This is a genomic window from Chryseobacterium sp. II3a, assembly GCF_057815135.1.
The window spans coordinates 526,872-544,309 of the sequence record NZ_JBYPZJ010000002.1 but is presented as its reverse complement, the minus strand read 5'-3'; the positions used below and the strand labels follow the sequence as shown (position 1 = coordinate 544,309).

Sequence of the window (17,438 nt, the reverse complement as noted above, 5' to 3'; positions counted from 1 at the left end):
GGCTTTCTTTTTTATTTACTGATAAGCTTCTTATAAACTACTTGATTAAGTAATTCTTCTTTTCGGGTACGGGAAATAGGGAGTTCTGTTTTATTGATAAACAGACGGCCGCCAGAAATCATATCAATGTGTGTAATGTTGATTAAAAATGATTTATGAATCCTAAAGAAATGCTCAGAAGGTAAGGATTCTTCAATGGCTTTCATGGTCTGATGAATCACAAGGGACTTATCCTTAAAATGCAGCTTGGTATAGTTCTGCATACTTTCAATATATAAAATATCTACCCAGGAAACTTTGATAAAGGTATCAGATTGTCTTACGTACAAAAAAGGATCATCCCAAGGAGTGTTTTTCTTTAATTTTTCACTGATGATAAACTGTTGCTGGGCTTTATTGACCGCCTGATAAAAACGGTTAAATGCAATAGGCTTTAATAGATAGTCTACTACCTGAAGGCGGAACCCTTCCAGCGCATACTCAGAGTAAGCGGTTGTAAAAATACATAAAGGTGGATTTTCAAGCTGCTCCAGGAAATCAATACCATTCAGATAAGGCATATTGATATCCAGAAAAAGAAGGTCTATTTCACATTCTTTTACCTTGGCGTCTGCTTCCAATGCTGTAGCATAAGTTCCTTCTACCGATAAAAACTCAATCTTGTCTGCCAGTTCTTTAAGGTGGAATCTTGCCAGGGGCTCATCATCTATAATCAGGCATTTCATTTTGGGGATGTTATTACTCATTTTCGGATAGTTTTAAGGTTAAAGTTACTTTATAGACAAGATGATCAGATTCAATGTTGAGATCATAAGCATCAGGGTATTGCAATTTCAGACGTTTCTGTACGTTTTGAAGACCAATCCCGCCGTCTTTCTTTTTATGAACGGCGATTTCTGAATATGAATTTTCAACATAAAAGAAGAGGTTATTGTTTTCTTCCTTGCAGAAGATCTTTACATAACCGGTTTGCCCCGGAAGCCTGCATACATATTTAAAAGCATTTTCAATAAAAGGAACCAATAGCAGAGGGGCAATAAAAGCTTTTGTATCACTGATTTTCATAGTAGCCTTTACATTAAGTTCATTTCCCCATCTTAATTTTTCTACCTCTACCAGATTTTGGAGATATTCAATTTCTTTGTCAAGAGGAACGAGATTTTGATTGCAGTGATAGAGCTGGTATCGTAAAATGTCTGAAAATTTCATTAATAAAAAATCAGCAAGTTCAGTATCCGTTTTGATGAGAATATGAATGTGATTCAGAATATTGAAAACCACATGGGGATTAATCTGGTCTTGGAGCAGTTTGAGTTGGTTTTCCAAATGGGCCTGCTGAAGAAGGATGTGATCCCGCTCTATTTTTTCATGTTCAAGATAAAATTTAATACCACACGTAGCAACGCTTATCATAAAAGCAGCAGGAATAGCCATATAAAACCCTTGCCATAAAATAGGTAAATGATCGTAGAAGCTGGGAGGTAAATCAACTGTAGGTGCAACCTGAAGATAGGTGAAAATGAAGGAATAAACAACACTCATTATTAAAATATTCAACACAGCCTGTACCAGGAAAATCTTCATTTTTTTTGTCCTTAAGGCTTTGGGAAGAAGCTTTTGAGCAAGATGATAGGTGAAAATAAATGAGGTTATTACAATAGCAATAGTTTGAAGCACAGCAATCAGCCGATCCGTATTGACCTGAAAGTTGATCCATATTACTACGGCAAAAATACACCAAAAGCTGATGTAGAATATATATTCTTTGAAAATAGGAGATTTTGTCATGGGTGGTCTGAAGAGAGGTTACAAAAAATTAGAAACTGCAGGTTCACAGTTTCTAATTGGTCAAAGATAATTCAAGTTTTTAGAATAAGAAATAACCTATTCCAAGGCTAAAGCTGTGGGGTTTGGATTTAAATTCCTTACTGATGTTGGATAGTCCTCTTTCATATCTGAAATCTATGGTGAGATTTTTATAATCAACTCCTATTCCTCCTGTAATTCCGATATTGGATTTATCAAACTTATTAAAACCTTCCTGCAGAGATTCGGAAACCGATAATTTGTTGTTAAAGGCGTAGCTGTACACACCGCCAGCAAATGCTCTTACATTAAAATCATCCGTTTTGATGAATTTATATCCAATTACTACAGGAATATCAATAGAGTTCCATGTTAGCTTTGCAGATCCTTTGTCATTTGCTTCGTAAGAGGTCTTTCTTTTGTTGAATAGAGCTTCTCCTTGTACATACAGGCTTCCAATATCGAATCTTGCCATTGCCCCTGCCTGATAGCCGAAGCCGTATTTCCCTTCCAAGGAAGAAGACTCCGTTGAGGTTTTTGTAAAATTTGCTCCGCCCTTAATTCCGATATGAATAGACGGACTTTGCTGAGCCTGGGTCTCTATAGAACATGTAATACATAATAACAAAGAGCTGAATGCTAAAAACTGTTGTTTCATAATTTTAATTATTGTTAGAAATTTGATGCAAAACAACAAATCCGGCAGGCTGAATAAAATTTTATTTGATGAACGGTAATCGGGTAGTGACGAGCCGTTGGTATTACCATTTTATTTTTTAATCATTAAAAGAAAAATCTCACTTCAAGTGAAATGAGATTGTATATTTGGTATGGCAGAAGGTTTAATTCTTAATAAATTTAGAGCTTTGATCTCCAATTTTATACAAATAAACTCCTGCATTAAGAGATTCTACATCAACGGAAATGTTTTTCTCCCCTGAGCTAAAGCTTTTATAAAGCACCATTTTTCCTGAGGCATCATAAATCTGAATATTCTGGCCTCCGTTTCCGGGATTGATAATATTTAAAAGTTTGTTTGCCGGAACAGGATAAGCTGAAAGCTTACTTTTATTTTGTGCTTGAATCTCTAAAGTAGTTAATGTAGATGTAGGCAAAGCATAAACTTCTGTAATAGTATTGGTACCTGAACTTTTTGAAATGACAAATTTGTTCTGATTAGAGACAGCATCATGAAAAACCTGATATAGAGAATGATATTCATTACCAAATTGTTTGATGATATTTCCGTCTTCATTGATGATCAGCATCAAGTGTTGCCCACCTTGATTATTGATAAAAGTGAGCATAAATTCTAATTGGTCATCCGTATTAAAAATATGTTTTGAAATAGAGTAGTTTTCTTTGAGCAATTCGGGAATATAAAGGTAGTTATTTGGGATATTGGGTGTTAGTGTTTTATACAGTGTATGATTAGCATTATAAATATCAAAAGTATTATTCCCTTTACCAATCAGATAATGAGACGTGTTGCTGTCAGAATAAACATCCCAATGGCTGCTGTCAGAAGTATAAGAGTGTTCAAGGTTCATTTGGCCAAATACAAAATTTGCTGCAATAATGGCTAGTGAAAAAAGAGTTTTTTTCATAAGTGATTGTTGTTTAATGAATTTGGTGCAAAACAACAGATCTGAAAGATGAACATGAATTTTATTTGATAAAAGGTAGAAATGCTATGACAAAAATCTATTTTCAGATGAAAAGAAAATCGGAAGTATCATTACTTCCGATCGTATGTATTATTAATAAGGTTCTTCCACACAAATTGTAGGCGGTGTACATCCGCCAGTACCGCCACCTCCAACGGCAATACACTGCCCTGGGCTTCCGTCTTCATATGTTTCACAGGCTTTTCCCCATGTGCACTGGCAGTCATTTTGGCAATTATAAGAATCTCCGCCCATATGGCAACTGTCTATTCCGTTACCAAGAATAGTTGAAAGATCCCTTCTCAAAAGTTTTTTCATTTGTTTCATAGTTTAATAGTAAATGTTACAGTTTTATGATTTTGTATTCTAAGTAAATATAAGGGAAATTTATTTTAAATAGCTGAAAATAAGCCTAGTATAAGGTGTTTGAAAACAAAGGTAAGCCGCTACATATACGGCTTGTCTATAATTATAATTTTTTCTTTAAAAAATAAAATCCTTTTGATAGAGCAAATATTCTTTTTTAAATAGAGGAATCGTACCTTCATATCTTAATGGGGCAATCCCAAAACCATAAAACATATCCGCCTGAATTCTGCCTTTTACAGAAAAAACACCTTTTCTTTCAGGAATAACTGTTAAGCCCAAAGAAGAGAGTGCAGAAGCCCTTCCTCTTAATCCTGAATTAGCGATAGGTATAGTGAGAAATAGAAGTCCTACAGCTCCTTTTGCCTCAAGACCTGCCTCTGCAGACAAATTTCCTTCCAATCCGGTGATTGCCGGATCTGATTTTTTTTGAAGGTTAATATTCAGAGCTGGTGTTTTGCTTACAAGAAAGCTGGCATTTCCTTCAAGATCCAGAAGCTGTCCTTGTATTTTTCCTGTGGCCTGTAATCCAAGAAATGGCCCCGCAGAAATGGTAGGGCTTAAAATAAGTCCTGTGGGTCCCAGCACGATAGGAGCAATTGGAATATTCAGGTAATCTGTAGTGCTTGCCGTATAACCAAGACTTCCTACAATGCTTGCCGTGCTCTGAAGTTTGATGTCATCCATAATGAGATTTACATAATAATCAGATAAATGGCCCCATGAGAAAGAAATAGTATAATCAATTTTAGGAGTGAACCCTCCTTTTACATTCACACTGGATGTTCCGGCTGAAGATAAAGGAAAGGAGAAGGTTTTGTCAAAATTGAAACGATTGAATTCAACTATTTTCTGCTTTTGAAGATTTTGAGCTTCAATAGAAAGAATTCTATTATTGATTTCTTTGGATACCAAACCTTCGACAGGTACATAATTAACCATTTTCCCATTGATGCTTAACGGTGCTTTATCTGAGGGATCATAGATCCCGCTTAAAGTTCCGCTGTAGATAAATTCCTCAAGCTTAGCACTGGAGGTTTGTACGATAAATTTATTATTGATCTTAGCAACGGAAGTTACTTTTGATAGAATGGTATTCACCTGATCCCCATTTATTTTTGTCCCTACAATAACAGTTCCCTTTGAAATACTATCTGTTTGTGGTGTTACATGGTCAAATGTAATTGTTCCCTCATGATGAGAAGAAATGGCATTTACAGATTCATCATTTAGAATAATCACATTTTTTTGTAAAGTCAGATTTCCTAAGGTTTTCATTGCTGCGGACTCCGTTGTTTTTTCAACAGGATCATCCGCCGGATCATCCTGAGAACAAGACATTAAAAGAAACATGCAGAAAATAGCTAAAAGAATTGAGAAATGAAATTTTCTGCTGATTTTTAAGAAGTTAGATTTCATTTTCATAAGCGTAAATTTGTTTCTCTCTAAATTAGGTGAATTATTTAAAGGCTACAAAATAATCTCATTAAATTAGTGTTGCTAACATAATGATTTACAGTGTTATTTGTATTTTGTACTTGTTTATTTGTGATTTTAATGAAACAAGAAAAATAAAACCCGCTTTTGCAGCGGGTTTATAGTATTTATTTTTTAAATTTTAAAACCAAAGGAATCGATACAGCAGATGATACCGGTTTTCCGTTAGCTTCTGCAGGTTTCCACTTGCCTTTTTCTTTAATGCGATAAAAAGCAGCTTCAATAAATGCATTTACATCTTCATTGTTTCCCTTTACGTGAGCATCAAAAGCATTTCCTTTAGAATCTACTATAAAGCTTAATGTGGCTCTATAGGAATCTGATGCATAATTTAAGAAAGCAAGATCAACAGCATCATACAATGATTTTTGAAAGGCTGTTACTCCCATTTCGTATTCCGCTTCTTTTGTCAATTTAGTTTTAACGGGCGGATCATTGGCTAATACTTTCTTTTCTTCTTCGGAAATTTTGTCTAAAGCATTTTTATAAGATGTTATTTTATCTTCCGTAAGAAGCCACTCTAGCTTAGTTCTGAGATCATTAGGCTTAGGGTATTTGTTGTACAATGCCGTTTTCTTTCTTTCATATTTAGAATCAGCCTTTTGAAATGCTGATACCTGAGCACTTCCGAAAGTATAAGATACTATGAATGCTAATGCTAAGAGTCTTTTCATCTTGTTAAGCTTTTACAATATTAATAATCACTTCTGTAGCCTTTTCCATACTTTCTAATGCTACATATTCATATGGCCCATGGAAGTTGATTCCTCCTGCAAAGATATTGGGGCAAGGAAGTCCCATATAAGAAAGCTGAGCACCATCTGTACCTCCTCTGATCGCTTTGATCTTAGGTTCAATACCTGCCTCTGTCATCGCTTTGGCAGCAAGATCCACAATGTGCATTTTACCTTCAAATTGCTGTTTCATATTTCTGTATTGTTCCTTGATCTCTACTTCAGCGGTTCCTGCACCATGTTTTTGGTTGAATTCAGCTACTTTTTCTTCCATGAATTTCTTTCTTGCTTCAAATTTATCAGCGTCGTGATCTCGGATGATGTATTGGAGTTTCGCTTCAGAAATATCAGCAGTAATGTCCATTAAGTGATAGAATCCATCAAACCCTTTAGTGGTAGACGGGGTTTCATTGGCAGGTAACATTTGAGCAAATTCAGAAGCTAATAAAGCCGCATTGATCATTTTACCATAAGCATATCCTGGGTGTACGCTTAGTCCATGAATTTTTACCACAGCACCGGCAGCGTTAAAGTTTTCGTATTCAAGTTCTCCAACTTCTCCACCATCCATTGTATAGGCCCATTCAGCACCGAATTTAGCGACATCAAACTTGTGCGCACCTCTTCCGATCTCTTCATCAGGGGTGAATCCTACTGCAATTCTTCCGTGTTTGATTTCAGGGTGAGCGATAAGATATTCTGCTGCTGTTACAATTTCTGCACAACCTGCTTTATCATCAGCTCCAAGAAGGGTATTTCCGTCAGTAGTAATTAACGTCTGGCCGATATATTTTTTTAAGCTTTCAAATCTTGAAGGTGATAAAGTGAAACCTGTAGTCTGGTTTAATAGAAGGTCATTTCCATCATAATTTTCCCAAACCTGAGGATTTACATTTTCTCCGTTGAAATCAGGAGATGTGTCGTAGTGTGAAATGAACCCAATCGTAGGTCTGTCATCATTTTCAAGGTTAGAAGGAACATAGCCCATAATATAACCGTGTTCATCAATTGAAACATTTTCTAAACCGATTGTTTTCAGTTCTTCTGTAATATAATTGGCAATATCCCATTGGCGTTCAGTAGAAGGTGTAGATTCACTTTCTGCATCACTTGTAGAATATATTTTTACATAACTAAGAAAACGGTTCAGTAATTTCTCTTTCCATAAAGGATTGAATTCTATTGTACTCATCAGATTTATTCTAAATTTTAACAAAGTTAGCAAATTTGATGCTCAGAATGTATTATTTGCAACCGAATATCAGGTATTGAAATTATAAATCAAATATAAAACTTTGAGAATCAAAACAATGTTAGCTTTGTATGTACAGTATACTAAATAGTTTAGTTTTACTATATTTGAGAAAATGAAAGTACCAATGTTTCTTACCGAATGCCCTAGAGATGCTATGCAGGGATGGGGAGAATTTATCCCTACAGATAAAAAGATAGATTATATCAACTCCTTAATGGATGTTGGTTTTGATGTGTTGGACTGCCTGAGTTTTGTTTCTCCAAAAGCAATTCCCCAGATGGCTGATTCCAATGAAGTAGCTGAAAATATTGATAAATCCCGCTCAAAGACTAAGGTTTCTGCGATTATTGGGAACTATAGAGGTGCTGAAAAGGCACTAAAGCACCAGTCTGTGGATATCCTGGGCTTTCCTTTTTCTATTTCTGAAACATTTCAGCACAGAAATACCAATAAGAGCCAGGAAGAGGCTTTTGATGAGATTATTAAAATGCTTGAACTGGTAAAAAGCGAAGGAAAACAATTAAATATTTATTTTTCTATGGCTTTTGGAAATCCGTATGGTGAAATGTGGAAATGGGAAGATGTAGACCAGTGGGCACAAAGGTTTTCAGATATTGGAGTAAAAGACATTTTGCTTTCTGATACAACAGGGGTGGCAACACCGGAAACCATTGCTCTTTTATTTGAAAAAATTCCATCAAAATATCCTGGAATCAATTTCGGAGGACATTTCCATAACCGTTATGAAGAATCTTATTCAAAACTGAAAGCTGCTTATGACAAAGGCTGCAGAAGATTTGATAGTGCCATCAAAGGAATTGGCGGATGTCCTATGGCTAAAGATGACTTGGTAGGAAATATGCCTACGGAGCAGGTAATCAACTTTATGAGTGTTGAAAAAGTAGATCACAAGCTGAATCTTTTAAACTTTGAAAGTTCTTACAACAAGGCTAAAGATATTTTCCATTTTTAAAATGATTTAAAATCTTTCGCAAGTTACGCAGATAAGAAAACTGGAAAATTAGAATCTGAGAAATCTCTGTGATATGTGTTACATTGAAAATATAAATAGGAGCGGACTTTAGTCCGCTTTACTATATTCATCAATCCATTGGCTTTAGCAAAAAAACCTAATTAAAATAACCTAAAATTCAACAAAATGTCTCCAATAATTTCACCTTCTGAATTAAAAAACCTTCCAACAGGTAACCTCATCATTCTTGATGCAAGAACGGGTAAAGATGTAAAGCAAAATTATCTTGAAAAACATATTAAAGGAGCAAGATTTATTGATCTGGATAAAGACTTGGCTGAAATAGGAACAGATGCTGCTTTTGGAGGAAGGCATCCGCTTCCAAGCCCGGAAAAATTTGCAGATATACTTTCCAACCTCGGGATCACTGAAAATGCTCATATTGTTGTATATGATGATAAAAACGGTTCAAATGCTGCTGCCAGAGCCTGGTGGATGTTGAGAGCTTTCGGGTTTGAAAATGTGCAGGTTTTGGATGGCGGAATACAGGCTGCAGAAAATAATACTATGGAATTTTCGTCAGGAGAAGAAACGTTTGAGAAGGCTCCACCAATTAAAAAGGAACATTGGTCTCTTCCGATTTCAAGTCTGGAAGATGTTGAAAATGAGTTAAAAAACAATACTTCTACTGTAATTGATGTAAGAGATGCTTATCGATACAGAGGAGAATCTGAACCCATTGATCTGGTTGCGGGGCATATTCCGAAAGCCATTAATATTCCTTTTTCTGAAAATCTGGATGAAAACGGACTCTTCCTGAGTCCTGAAGTGCTGAAAGAAAAATATACTCAGTTATTAAAAGATAAGCCTGAAAGTCTGATTATTCATTGTGGTTCAGGGGTTACGGCATGTCATACGATTTTAGCACTAGCACATGCCGGTTTTAGAATCCCGAATCTATACGTGGGATCATGGAGTGAATGGAGCAGAAGAGAGGGGAAAACAATAGCGAAAGAAGTGTAAAAATGACCCGAATTTAGGATTCAACAATGCAAAAAAGGATGTCTCAGAGTATGACATCCTTTTTATATTTTCAATTCTATATTACTTTTATCCAGTTGCAGCAGTGAAATAATGATAAATCCTATTCCTATTATAAAATAAATAAAGCTTATATACTCCTAAGAAAGCTGTTGCTATCTTTTTAATCTGATCACTGAATAATAATGGGTAATATTAATTCTATCTGCGAAGCAATACTTAAGGTCTATAGCATTCCCAATTCAAATTTTGCTTCTTCACTCATCATATCCTTATTCCAGCTCGGTTCAAAAGTAAGCTCAAGGTCAACACTTTTTACATGCTCTACTTCTGCTACTTTATCCTTAACTTCCTGAGGCAGAGTTTCTGCTACCGGGCAGTTGGGAGTGGTAAGGGTCATTATAATTTTTACGTCAGCATCATCGGAGATCTGCACATCATAAATAAGCCCTAATTCGTAAATATCTACCGGAATTTCGGGGTCATATACGGTTTTTAGCACACTGATGATTTCTTCACCAATGTCTGCAATTTGATCGTCTGTAAATTTCATTTTTTAATCTAAATTGATATTCCTTTTCAACAAATCTTCCTGACGCATACGCCGGAAAATATTCGCCAAAGTTAAGACATCTTTTTCACAATAGTCAACAATTCGCTGCAAGTCTTTTTCTATGTAGTAAATTGATGAAACCATTGAGCCGTCAATATCATCCTTTGGAGTGGGAATACCAAAGACATGAGCCAGTAATTCCAATGATACAAAACTTTTATAATCTCCAAATTTCCATAGTTCCATAGTGTCTATGTGAGGAATCTCCCAAGGCTTTTTTCCAAACATCTGGAATGGAGCCGGAGGCTGCATCCCATTGATGAGATATCTTCGCGCAATCCATGGAAAATCAAATTCTTTTCCGTTATGGGCACAAAGAATTACATTATAAAGCCTCGGACTGTTGAATATCTCTCCAAACTCCTGAAGCATTTTTTTCTCATCATGTCCGGAGAAGCTTTTGATCTTTAAGGTTTCATTCTTTTCCACCATTCCGATCGTGATGCATATGATCTTTCCGAACTCTGCCATGATTCCGGCTCTTTCATAAAATTCAGCTGCAGAAACATCGTCTTTTCTTTGAAATTTTGTCTTTTTATCCCAAAGATGCTGATCGGTTTCAGATAAATCGTCCCAGGAACCAGCCTGTGGAACGGTTTCAATATCAAGGAATAAGACCTTTTCTAATGGTATGTTCTGTATCATTGTGTTTTTTATTTTCTATCCTACCTGCATTCCGTTTTTAGTAGGTAATGAAGGTGCTAAAAGAGTGACATCGCTTTTATCTTCTCCGTATAATCCTAAAACCAGGCATTCACTGAAGAAGTTGGCAATCTGTTTTTTAGGGAAATTAACGACAGCTAAGATCTGTTTTCCCACCAGTTCTTCTTTTTGATATAGTGAAGTAATTTGTGCAGATGATTTTCTGATTCCCAAATCACCAAAGTCTATTTCCAACTGATAGGAAGGATTTCTGGCTTTTTCAAAATCATTTACTGAAAGAATCGTTCCGCATCTGATGTCTATTTTTTCAAAATCTGCCCAAGTTATGTCTGGTTTTACGTTCATGGTAATGTATTAATTAAATGTTCTACTTCTATTTTCTGTTCTGCATATTTTTGTTGTAGTTCTGAGCCTTCACCCATTCTTTTATAATATTCCAGGGCTTTTCCGCCAAAGAATTTTTTATGAAAGTCTGAAACTTCAGGAACTTGTGGGAAGACTTTGTGAAAGAGCATTTCATAATACGCCTGAAATTCTCTTTCATTTTTATCTTCAACCACCTGTCCCGGAGCCTTTTGTCTTACATGGAGCATTTCGTGAGCAACCATATTCAGGACAAGGTTCAGGTCAAAATCAAATAAATTTCTGGGAATCATCACTGTTTGAGGCCCACCCAATTCTCCTTCTGCAGTAAGAAGCATCGAAGTAGGAGAAAGTTCTTCCCTGAATCCAAATCCTGCAAAATTATCATGTTCCAGCTCAAAAGAGTGGATCAGATATTGTGCAGCATCCAGAATCTGGTTATGTTCTTTATAGGCTTCAAGGTGTAGATTAACCTGCTCGAAATTCATTTGAAGTATGTTTTATAACAAATGTATTAAAATATTGAGAAACCCATTGATCGTCATGCAGAAAATCTAAATTTAGCTTTTGCTTTGACCAATGAATAGGGTCATTCCAATTTTAGAATTCTTTTCCAGCTATTTCCATCAAATTCTAACACATCATTTGCTCCAATAGACCACATAATTCCATCAGCTGCGGATAAATGATAGCAGGAAAATGGTTCAATATCTTTATCAAAATTAACAGGAATTAATTCCTGACCTATTAATTCATAAATAGTATATAAACTTGAAATGTAGATGGTATTATTAAATTCTACCAGCCCCCAAAGGTCTTCATGCTCTGTTTCAATGACTTCCCAATGGTCTCCACGCCCCTTAATAATAACTCCAGCCATACCACATCCGTAGATAAGACCATCACTGGCTGTTCTTATTTTTGTTAAATGTTTTTTAATTCCTAATTCTATTTTTCTGAATTGATTACCATCATACATCCAAAAGTCACCTTCCCAGCCGGCACAATACACTTCATTATCTGAGAATCCAGCCACAGACTCAAAACATTTGTCATATTTTTCTTCGTCTTTTGCATAGATCTGTGCTGTTTCATCCAGACATTTCCATTGGTCCCTGTCTGTTCTCATATAGACCTGGCGGCAGGTGCCCACAGCGTAAGCTTTGCCCTCAATAGCATTAATCTCTCTTAAAGGTCCTCTTTTTTGGGGTCCTCCATTTTCCGTGATCTCTTTTTCAGTTGTAATTTCACCTCCACCAGAGGTTTCTATCTGTCCATATTCACCAAGCCTGATGCATTTTTCTTCCGGATAATGGATAACCGCTTCTGAAACTACGAGCCAATTTAGCAGGTCGCATCCCCAAATACCCCTATCAAGTTCAGTATCATATGAATGTTTGCGGCCATCTTTTAATTGCTCGTTATCAACCATTGAAAGGTAAAATAAATCATTATAGCGGACAATGCCGGTTGTAATACTGCAGCCTTTCATGGCGTTTGCAATATCCTGTTGTGTACTCATTAAAATCTGTAATTTAAGTGTTCATGTTTTCTATTAAATGTAATATATCTTCTTTCGTTACCAAATGGGTAATTTCATTTTTTACCGGATATATTATCATTTTTCAGAATTGTTATCTGTTGAACAAATCTACAAAATACAGGATGATGCAGCCCTCAGAATATTTTAAAATTATTATAATGGATTTTATTGTTTATGGCTGTATCCATTTAAATAAAGAAATCTGTGTCTGTGTTCATTCATAATTTATTTGCAATTTTATACTAAGAAAAAAGCATAATAACGGAAACATGAAAATTACATTAGTAGGCTTTAAAAAAGAAGATCGGTTTTCGGTGGGAGTGGCCAATGATGAGGATTCAGAATTAATCGGCTTTTTAAAAGACAAAGGTCTGGATGTAGTTCCTACCATTTGGAATGATGAAAATATAGATTGGAGCAGTTTTGACGTTGTGGTGATCAAGTCTCCGTGGGATTATCATAACCACTTAAACGAATTTTTGAACTGGCTGGATCATCTTGAAACAGTAGGGGTTAAAGTTTTAAATCCTGTAGAAATCATCAAGTGGAATTCAGATAAGCATTACCTGAAAGATATCGCCGATAAGCAGCTTCCGGTTATTGCATCAGAATATCTGGAAAAAGGCTCTTCTTTTGGTCATCATTTCTTTGATCTTCTTAATGCAGATAAACTTGTAGTGAAGCCTTGTGTGAGTGCTGGTGCACAGAATACTGTTACGATCAGCAGAGATAATTTTGATGAACGTTCTAAAGGGATAGACCAATTTCTGAAAGATCAGGATTATATGGTACAGCCTTTCGTAGAAGAAATCAAAAATGGGGAATGGTCATTCGTGTTTTTCAACGGGAAATACAGTCATTGTTCGTTAAAAATACCTAAACAGGGAGATTTCAGAGTGCAGCATTATCATGGTGGAAGCATCAGCTATCCCACGCCGGATCTATTGCATATAAAGCAGGCTGGGGTATATTTAGAAAGCTTATCTCAACCTACATTGTATGCGAGAGTAGATGGTGTATTAATCAACAACTCGTTTCACTTAATGGAACTGGAGCTTATTGAGCCCTATTTATTTCTCAATGGCAGCAATGAGTTACAAGAAAACTATTATCAGGCATTAACAACTCAGATTTCCTGATAGTTTTTTATATTATTATATTAAGGATGGCCTTCTACGTTGACAGCGTAGGAGGCTTTTTTTTAAATTAGAATTATTTTATAACCTCCATATTTGAAACAGGAATAATTGCTGTATTCTCTGGTGAGTCAGTTGTATTGGAGAAAGTTAATCCCTGCGGGTTTGTTTTCAGTATAAATCCTCCGTCTGAAAAGCTTCCGTCAGGATTATTATTTTCTATCCTATATACAATATTTCCAGACGTCAATTCTTCATTCATCTCACATTTAATTTCCTTAATCTTATAATTGGTGACCTTTTTATCTTTTTTATTGGGCATTTGAATCGTCGTTCTGATAGAGGAATTAGCTGGATCGATGATAATTTCAGTTTGAACAGGCTGTTCATAATGATTGAAGGTTAATATAATTTTATCAGAAGTCAGTTTCAGCTTTTGCAGGCATTGTTTACTGATCTTTTGTGCAGTCAAAGGAATACTTCCGATGAGCAGCAGACAGAAAGTAAGGGATCTGTAATAAAAATAATTAGATTTCATAATACTTTGTTTTACAATAAAAGTACAATTTATATTATAATAAAAAAGATTGTTTTAATCTGAATATTGATCTTTCTATTTGATTTGCAGAGAGTATGGGTTAGAAATCAAAATAAGACCGAAGAAAACTCCGGTCTTATTAAACAAGATTAAGTGTAAAATTTAACCTTTAAAAAGGCAAAAAAGGATAATTCAAATGTTGATTTTTATTGATTGAGCCTTAATCTATGTTTAGGGGGATTGATAGTAATGGAACTTTATTTTTATAAGCCATGATGGCTGTTTTGCTTCGATGGAAAAGAGATTCCACAAGATTGTACCGGTAAGGAACCATGGTCAGCAGATCAGCATTAACCAGTTTTACTTCCTCCTCAATCGCTTTAGTGATTTCAATAGACTGAATCATCTTGAAGCTGTATTTAATATCATCTAGGTCATAGCCGGAATTCAGATCAATGTCATGTATAACTTCCGTAAAATCTTCTACACGCTCACCTACATTAAATACCTCAATTTCAGCATTGAACTCATTAATAAAGGTATAAATGTCATTCATTGTAGACCATGTTATGGATTTATGAGTGTCATAGGCAAAAAGAATTTTTCGGATACCTGTGTATTCTATATGGCCAGGAATAATTAATATAGGCTTTTTAATCCTGTGAATAGCCTTGATGACATTATTTCCCAAAAGTCTTTGCTCAAGAGTCTTTTCTGCCATTCCCATCACGATAAAATCAGCATTAGTAGTCTGTAAACAGTTATTAAGTTCCTCAATGAAGCTCCCCGAAGCCAGGTGATATGCTGTCTTTATAGCATATAAACTACCGATTTCCGAAGCTTTATCTGTAAGTTTCTTTTGGTTTTTAAGAGTCTGTTCGTAGAAAAAATCAGCAGAAGCCTGAGCATTCAGAGCATGGATAGAAACGCTTTGCAGATTGAACAGAACAATATGATATTGGTTTTCCTTTGCCAGAGAAGCTGCATAATGAATCGCATTTTCAGCTTCCTGGGAAAAGTCTGTGCAGACAATTATTGTTTTCATTGTACCGATTTTAATACTGTAAAACTAAGACAGGAAAAGCAAGAGTTATAATAAAAATATTGTGATGTTGTATAAAATGATGATGAAATGTATTTTTCAGGTGATGAAACGTCATCTTCATTTGAACTCGTCTATTTTACGTTTCAGGTATGGTTTTGGCGGTCTCGTTGAAAATAGAGAAAACTCTTCTGAAATCTATTTTTATATTTACATTCACAAAGTCCCGGATAATGAATAGGATTGCAACCATCAGAAAAAATTTAATACGAAGTAAAAAGTTTCTTTCCACAATGAAAAGGAGGCTGGTAATCTGGGCTGTAGCGGTGATTGCTTTTTGTGGCTTCTCTTATCTGATTGATCCATTTGACCCGGTTTGGCAGGAATATTTGAACACTCCGCTAAAGATGATTATTGAAGACGCTTCATGGGTGTTTCTTTTTTCAGTTATCATATCGGAGGTAAGTATCCTTATTGATGCGTCACTCAATAAACTGCTTCCCTGGAAAGACAGAACCATCAAGCGATTGTTGATACAAGGATTTCTTCAGATTGTAGGAAGTGTCCTGATTGTGATGATCATTAATACCATTGTAGACTGTACCTCAGACAATTTACCTGAAATGGACTCCCGGAAAGAATATACCTTATTAGGACAATGGGTAGCCACCAATATTGTAATATCTCTTATTATAAGTGGTTTTAATACAGTGGATTACCTGCTTCAAAACTGGAAAAGAACTGCCGTGGAAGCAGCACAGCATAAATTAAGAGCTTCTAAGCATAAGCAAGCTGCCATGGCCGCTGAACTTCAGGCGCTTAAGCTGCAAATAGATCCGCATTTTATCTTTAATAACCTAAGTGTACTTTCAGAGCTTATTCTGGAAGATCAGCAGCTGGGATATGAATATTCAGAAAAATTTGCCCGGGTATATCGATATCTGCTGGTCAATTCCAAGAAAGATATCATTGCTGTAGAAGAAGAATTGAAGTTTCTAGACTCTTATATTTTCCTGATTGAAAAAAGAATTGGGGAAGGTGTTGTATTTAAAATTGATATCCAGGAAGAATACAGATCCATGTACACGCTTCCATTATCTCTACAATTGTTGGTAGAAAACGCTATCAAGCACAACCAGACCTCAAAGGCGAATCCATTGGAAATTCATGTGTATACAAACTCGGAAAAAGAGCTGGTGGTCGCCAATACCTTTTTACGGTTACTCAATAAGCCGGACTCTTCAGGAGTGGGGCTTACCAATATTATTGCCAGGTATGAGATTCTAGGTTATACAAAACCGATTATAGAAAAAACAGAAGATAAATTTATTGTAAAACTCCCGTTGATATGAAGATTAATAAAATTTTAATAGTCGAGGATGAAAGACCTAATGCAGACCGATTAAAAAGGCTGTTGCTAAAGCTAAGACCACACATTGAAATTCTTTCCGTAGAAGATTCAATAACCTCTACGGTAAATTGGCTCGAAAATAATGTCGTTCCGGATATCATTATGATGGATATTCGTCTGGCAGACGGTCTAAGCTTTGAGATTTTTAATAAACATGAAGTTAAAAGTGCTGTGATTTTTACAACAGCATATGACGAATATGCAGTACAGGCCTTCAAATATAACAGTGTAGACTATCTTCTGAAACCCATAGAAGAAGAAGAACTGGATGCCGCATTAAAGCGGTATGAAACCTTTATGGAAGCGGTTCCTGTTGTAGGATCAGCTATTGAAGGATTGCTCAATTATATCCAGCCTAAAGATTATAGAAAACGATTTCTTATCGTTCATCGTGACGGATATAAAACAGTATTGTCAGAAGACATTTTATACTTTTACACAGAATTGGGTATCAGTAAAGCAATGCTGAATACCGGCGTTGTAGAAAATATTCCACAAACACTTGAAGAACTTGAAAAACAATTGGACCCAAAGTTTTTCTTCCGTGCTAACAGGCAGTTTATCATTCACATAGATTCTGTAAAACAGATCTTTAACCATTTCAATGGAAAACTCAAACTGGAATTGAGAAAACAACCTGAAATGGAAGTGATCGTAAGCCGCGAAAAAGCTTCTATTTTCAAATCCTGGATGGATTATTAGTGAAAGGAAGCTGGGAGAGGGAAGTTATTGAGGTCCGAAAACAAATTAAAACTATTTTTAATTATCTAGTAGTTTTTATAATGATTAG

20 protein-coding genes are annotated in these 17,438 nt (G+C 35.6%); 5 read left to right on the top strand and 15 right to left on the bottom strand.

Annotated elements, in window-relative coordinates:
- Nucleotides 1-11: 11 nt before the first annotated feature.
- From AC3HD6_RS07250 to pepT, 8 genes are all read right to left on the bottom strand, one after another.
- Nucleotides 12-746, bottom strand: a complete 735-nt coding sequence (locus AC3HD6_RS07250) for a LytR/AlgR family response regulator transcription factor (protein ID WP_488895741.1) — start codon at nt 744-746, stop codon at nt 12-14.
- A complete protein-coding gene (locus AC3HD6_RS07245) occupies nt 739-1,788 on the bottom strand; it encodes a sensor histidine kinase (protein ID WP_488895740.1) in 1,050 nt (349 codons plus the stop codon). The genes AC3HD6_RS07250 and AC3HD6_RS07245 overlap by 8 nt, the downstream gene beginning before the upstream one ends.
- 79 nt (nt 1,789-1,867) lie before the next feature.
- Complete coding sequence (locus AC3HD6_RS07240; protein WP_488895739.1) at nt 1,868-2,464, bottom strand: porin family protein; 597 nt, start codon at nt 2,462-2,464, stop codon at nt 1,868-1,870.
- A 184-nt stretch (nt 2,465-2,648) separates the two neighbouring features.
- Complete coding sequence (locus tag AC3HD6_RS07235; protein ID WP_488895738.1) at nt 2,649-3,413, bottom strand: T9SS type A sorting domain-containing protein; 765 nt, start codon at nt 3,411-3,413, stop codon at nt 2,649-2,651.
- A 153-nt stretch (nt 3,414-3,566) separates the two neighbouring features.
- A complete protein-coding gene (locus AC3HD6_RS07230) occupies nt 3,567-3,791 on the bottom strand; it encodes a hypothetical protein (RefSeq protein ID WP_488895737.1) in 225 nt (74 codons plus the stop codon).
- 165 nt (nt 3,792-3,956) lie between these two features.
- Nucleotides 3,957-5,264: a hypothetical protein gene (locus tag AC3HD6_RS07225; protein WP_488895736.1), complete on the bottom strand. Its 1,308-nt coding sequence runs from the start codon at nt 5,262-5,264 to the stop codon at nt 3,957-3,959.
- Nucleotides 5,265-5,443: 179 nt separating this feature from the next.
- The gene (locus tag AC3HD6_RS07220; protein ID WP_488895735.1) at nt 5,444-6,010 is read right to left on the bottom strand and encodes an energy transducer TonB; all 567 of its coding nucleotides are present in this window, start codon (nt 6,008-6,010) and stop codon (nt 5,444-5,446) included.
- A 4-nt stretch (nt 6,011-6,014) separates the two neighbouring features.
- Nucleotides 6,015-7,262: a peptidase T gene (gene pepT / locus AC3HD6_RS07215; RefSeq protein WP_488895734.1), complete on the bottom strand. Its 1,248-nt coding sequence runs from the start codon at nt 7,260-7,262 to the stop codon at nt 6,015-6,017.
- Between the two features lie 187 nt (nt 7,263-7,449).
- On the opposite strand from pepT, the gene AC3HD6_RS07210 reads away from it, so the two are divergent.
- Nucleotides 7,450-8,298, top strand: coding sequence for a hydroxymethylglutaryl-CoA lyase (locus tag AC3HD6_RS07210; RefSeq protein WP_488895944.1), 849 nt, complete (start codon nt 7,450-7,452; stop codon nt 8,296-8,298).
- 186 nt (nt 8,299-8,484) lie between these two features.
- On the top strand, nt 8,485-9,321 hold the full coding sequence (locus AC3HD6_RS07205) for a sulfurtransferase (protein ID WP_488895733.1): 837 nt from the start codon (nt 8,485-8,487) through the stop codon (nt 9,319-9,321).
- Nucleotides 9,322-9,565: 244 nt separating this feature from the next.
- Here AC3HD6_RS07205 and AC3HD6_RS07200 read toward each other — a convergent pair whose 3' ends face one another.
- The 5 genes from AC3HD6_RS07200 to AC3HD6_RS07180 form a co-directional block, all read right to left on the bottom strand.
- Nucleotides 9,566-9,892 carry an SUF system Fe-S cluster assembly protein gene (locus AC3HD6_RS07200; RefSeq protein WP_027372057.1) on the bottom strand — a complete coding sequence of 109 codons (327 nt, stop codon included), beginning with the start codon at nt 9,890-9,892 and terminating at the stop codon, nt 9,566-9,568.
- Nucleotides 9,893-9,895: 3 nt separating this feature from the next.
- Nucleotides 9,896-10,597, bottom strand: a complete 702-nt coding sequence (locus tag AC3HD6_RS07195) for a 3'-5' exonuclease (protein ID WP_488895732.1) — start codon at nt 10,595-10,597, stop codon at nt 9,896-9,898.
- Between the two features lie 15 nt (nt 10,598-10,612).
- Entirely contained in the window at nt 10,613-10,960 is a 348-nt protein-coding gene (locus AC3HD6_RS07190; RefSeq protein WP_488895731.1) for a tRNA-binding protein, read from the bottom strand.
- A complete protein-coding gene (locus AC3HD6_RS07185; RefSeq protein ID WP_488895730.1) occupies nt 10,957-11,466 on the bottom strand; it encodes a hypothetical protein in 510 nt (169 codons plus the stop codon). The genes AC3HD6_RS07190 and AC3HD6_RS07185 overlap by 4 nt, the downstream gene beginning before the upstream one ends.
- Nucleotides 11,467-11,567: 101 nt before the next feature.
- Entirely contained in the window at nt 11,568-12,500 is a 933-nt protein-coding gene (locus tag AC3HD6_RS07180) for a hypothetical protein (protein WP_488895729.1), read from the bottom strand.
- Between the two features lie 290 nt (nt 12,501-12,790).
- On the opposite strand from AC3HD6_RS07180, the gene AC3HD6_RS07175 reads away from it, so the two are divergent.
- Entirely contained in the window at nt 12,791-13,660 is an 870-nt protein-coding gene (locus AC3HD6_RS07175) for an ATP-grasp domain-containing protein (protein ID WP_488895728.1), read from the top strand.
- Nucleotides 13,661-13,733: 73 nt separating this feature from the next.
- Here AC3HD6_RS07175 and AC3HD6_RS07170 read toward each other — a convergent pair whose 3' ends face one another.
- Nucleotides 13,734-14,195 carry a hypothetical protein gene (locus AC3HD6_RS07170; RefSeq protein ID WP_488895727.1) on the bottom strand — a complete coding sequence of 154 codons (462 nt, stop codon included), beginning with the start codon at nt 14,193-14,195 and terminating at the stop codon, nt 13,734-13,736.
- 220 nt (nt 14,196-14,415) lie between these two features.
- Complete coding sequence (locus AC3HD6_RS07165; protein ID WP_488895726.1) at nt 14,416-15,240, bottom strand: universal stress protein; 825 nt, start codon at nt 15,238-15,240, stop codon at nt 14,416-14,418.
- A gap of 290 nt (nt 15,241-15,530) precedes the next feature.
- On the opposite strand from AC3HD6_RS07165, the gene AC3HD6_RS07160 reads away from it, so the two are divergent.
- Both AC3HD6_RS07160 and AC3HD6_RS07155 read left to right on the top strand, forming a co-directional pair.
- Nucleotides 15,531-16,589 (top strand): sensor histidine kinase, encoded by a 1,059-nt coding sequence (locus AC3HD6_RS07160; RefSeq protein ID WP_488895725.1) that lies wholly within the window; start codon nt 15,531-15,533, stop codon nt 16,587-16,589.
- The gene (locus AC3HD6_RS07155) at nt 16,586-17,350 is read left to right on the top strand and encodes a LytR/AlgR family response regulator transcription factor (protein WP_068940985.1); all 765 of its coding nucleotides are present in this window, start codon (nt 16,586-16,588) and stop codon (nt 17,348-17,350) included. Before AC3HD6_RS07160 ends, AC3HD6_RS07155 begins: the two co-directional genes overlap by 4 nt.
- Nucleotides 17,351-17,438: the final 88 nt, after the last annotated feature.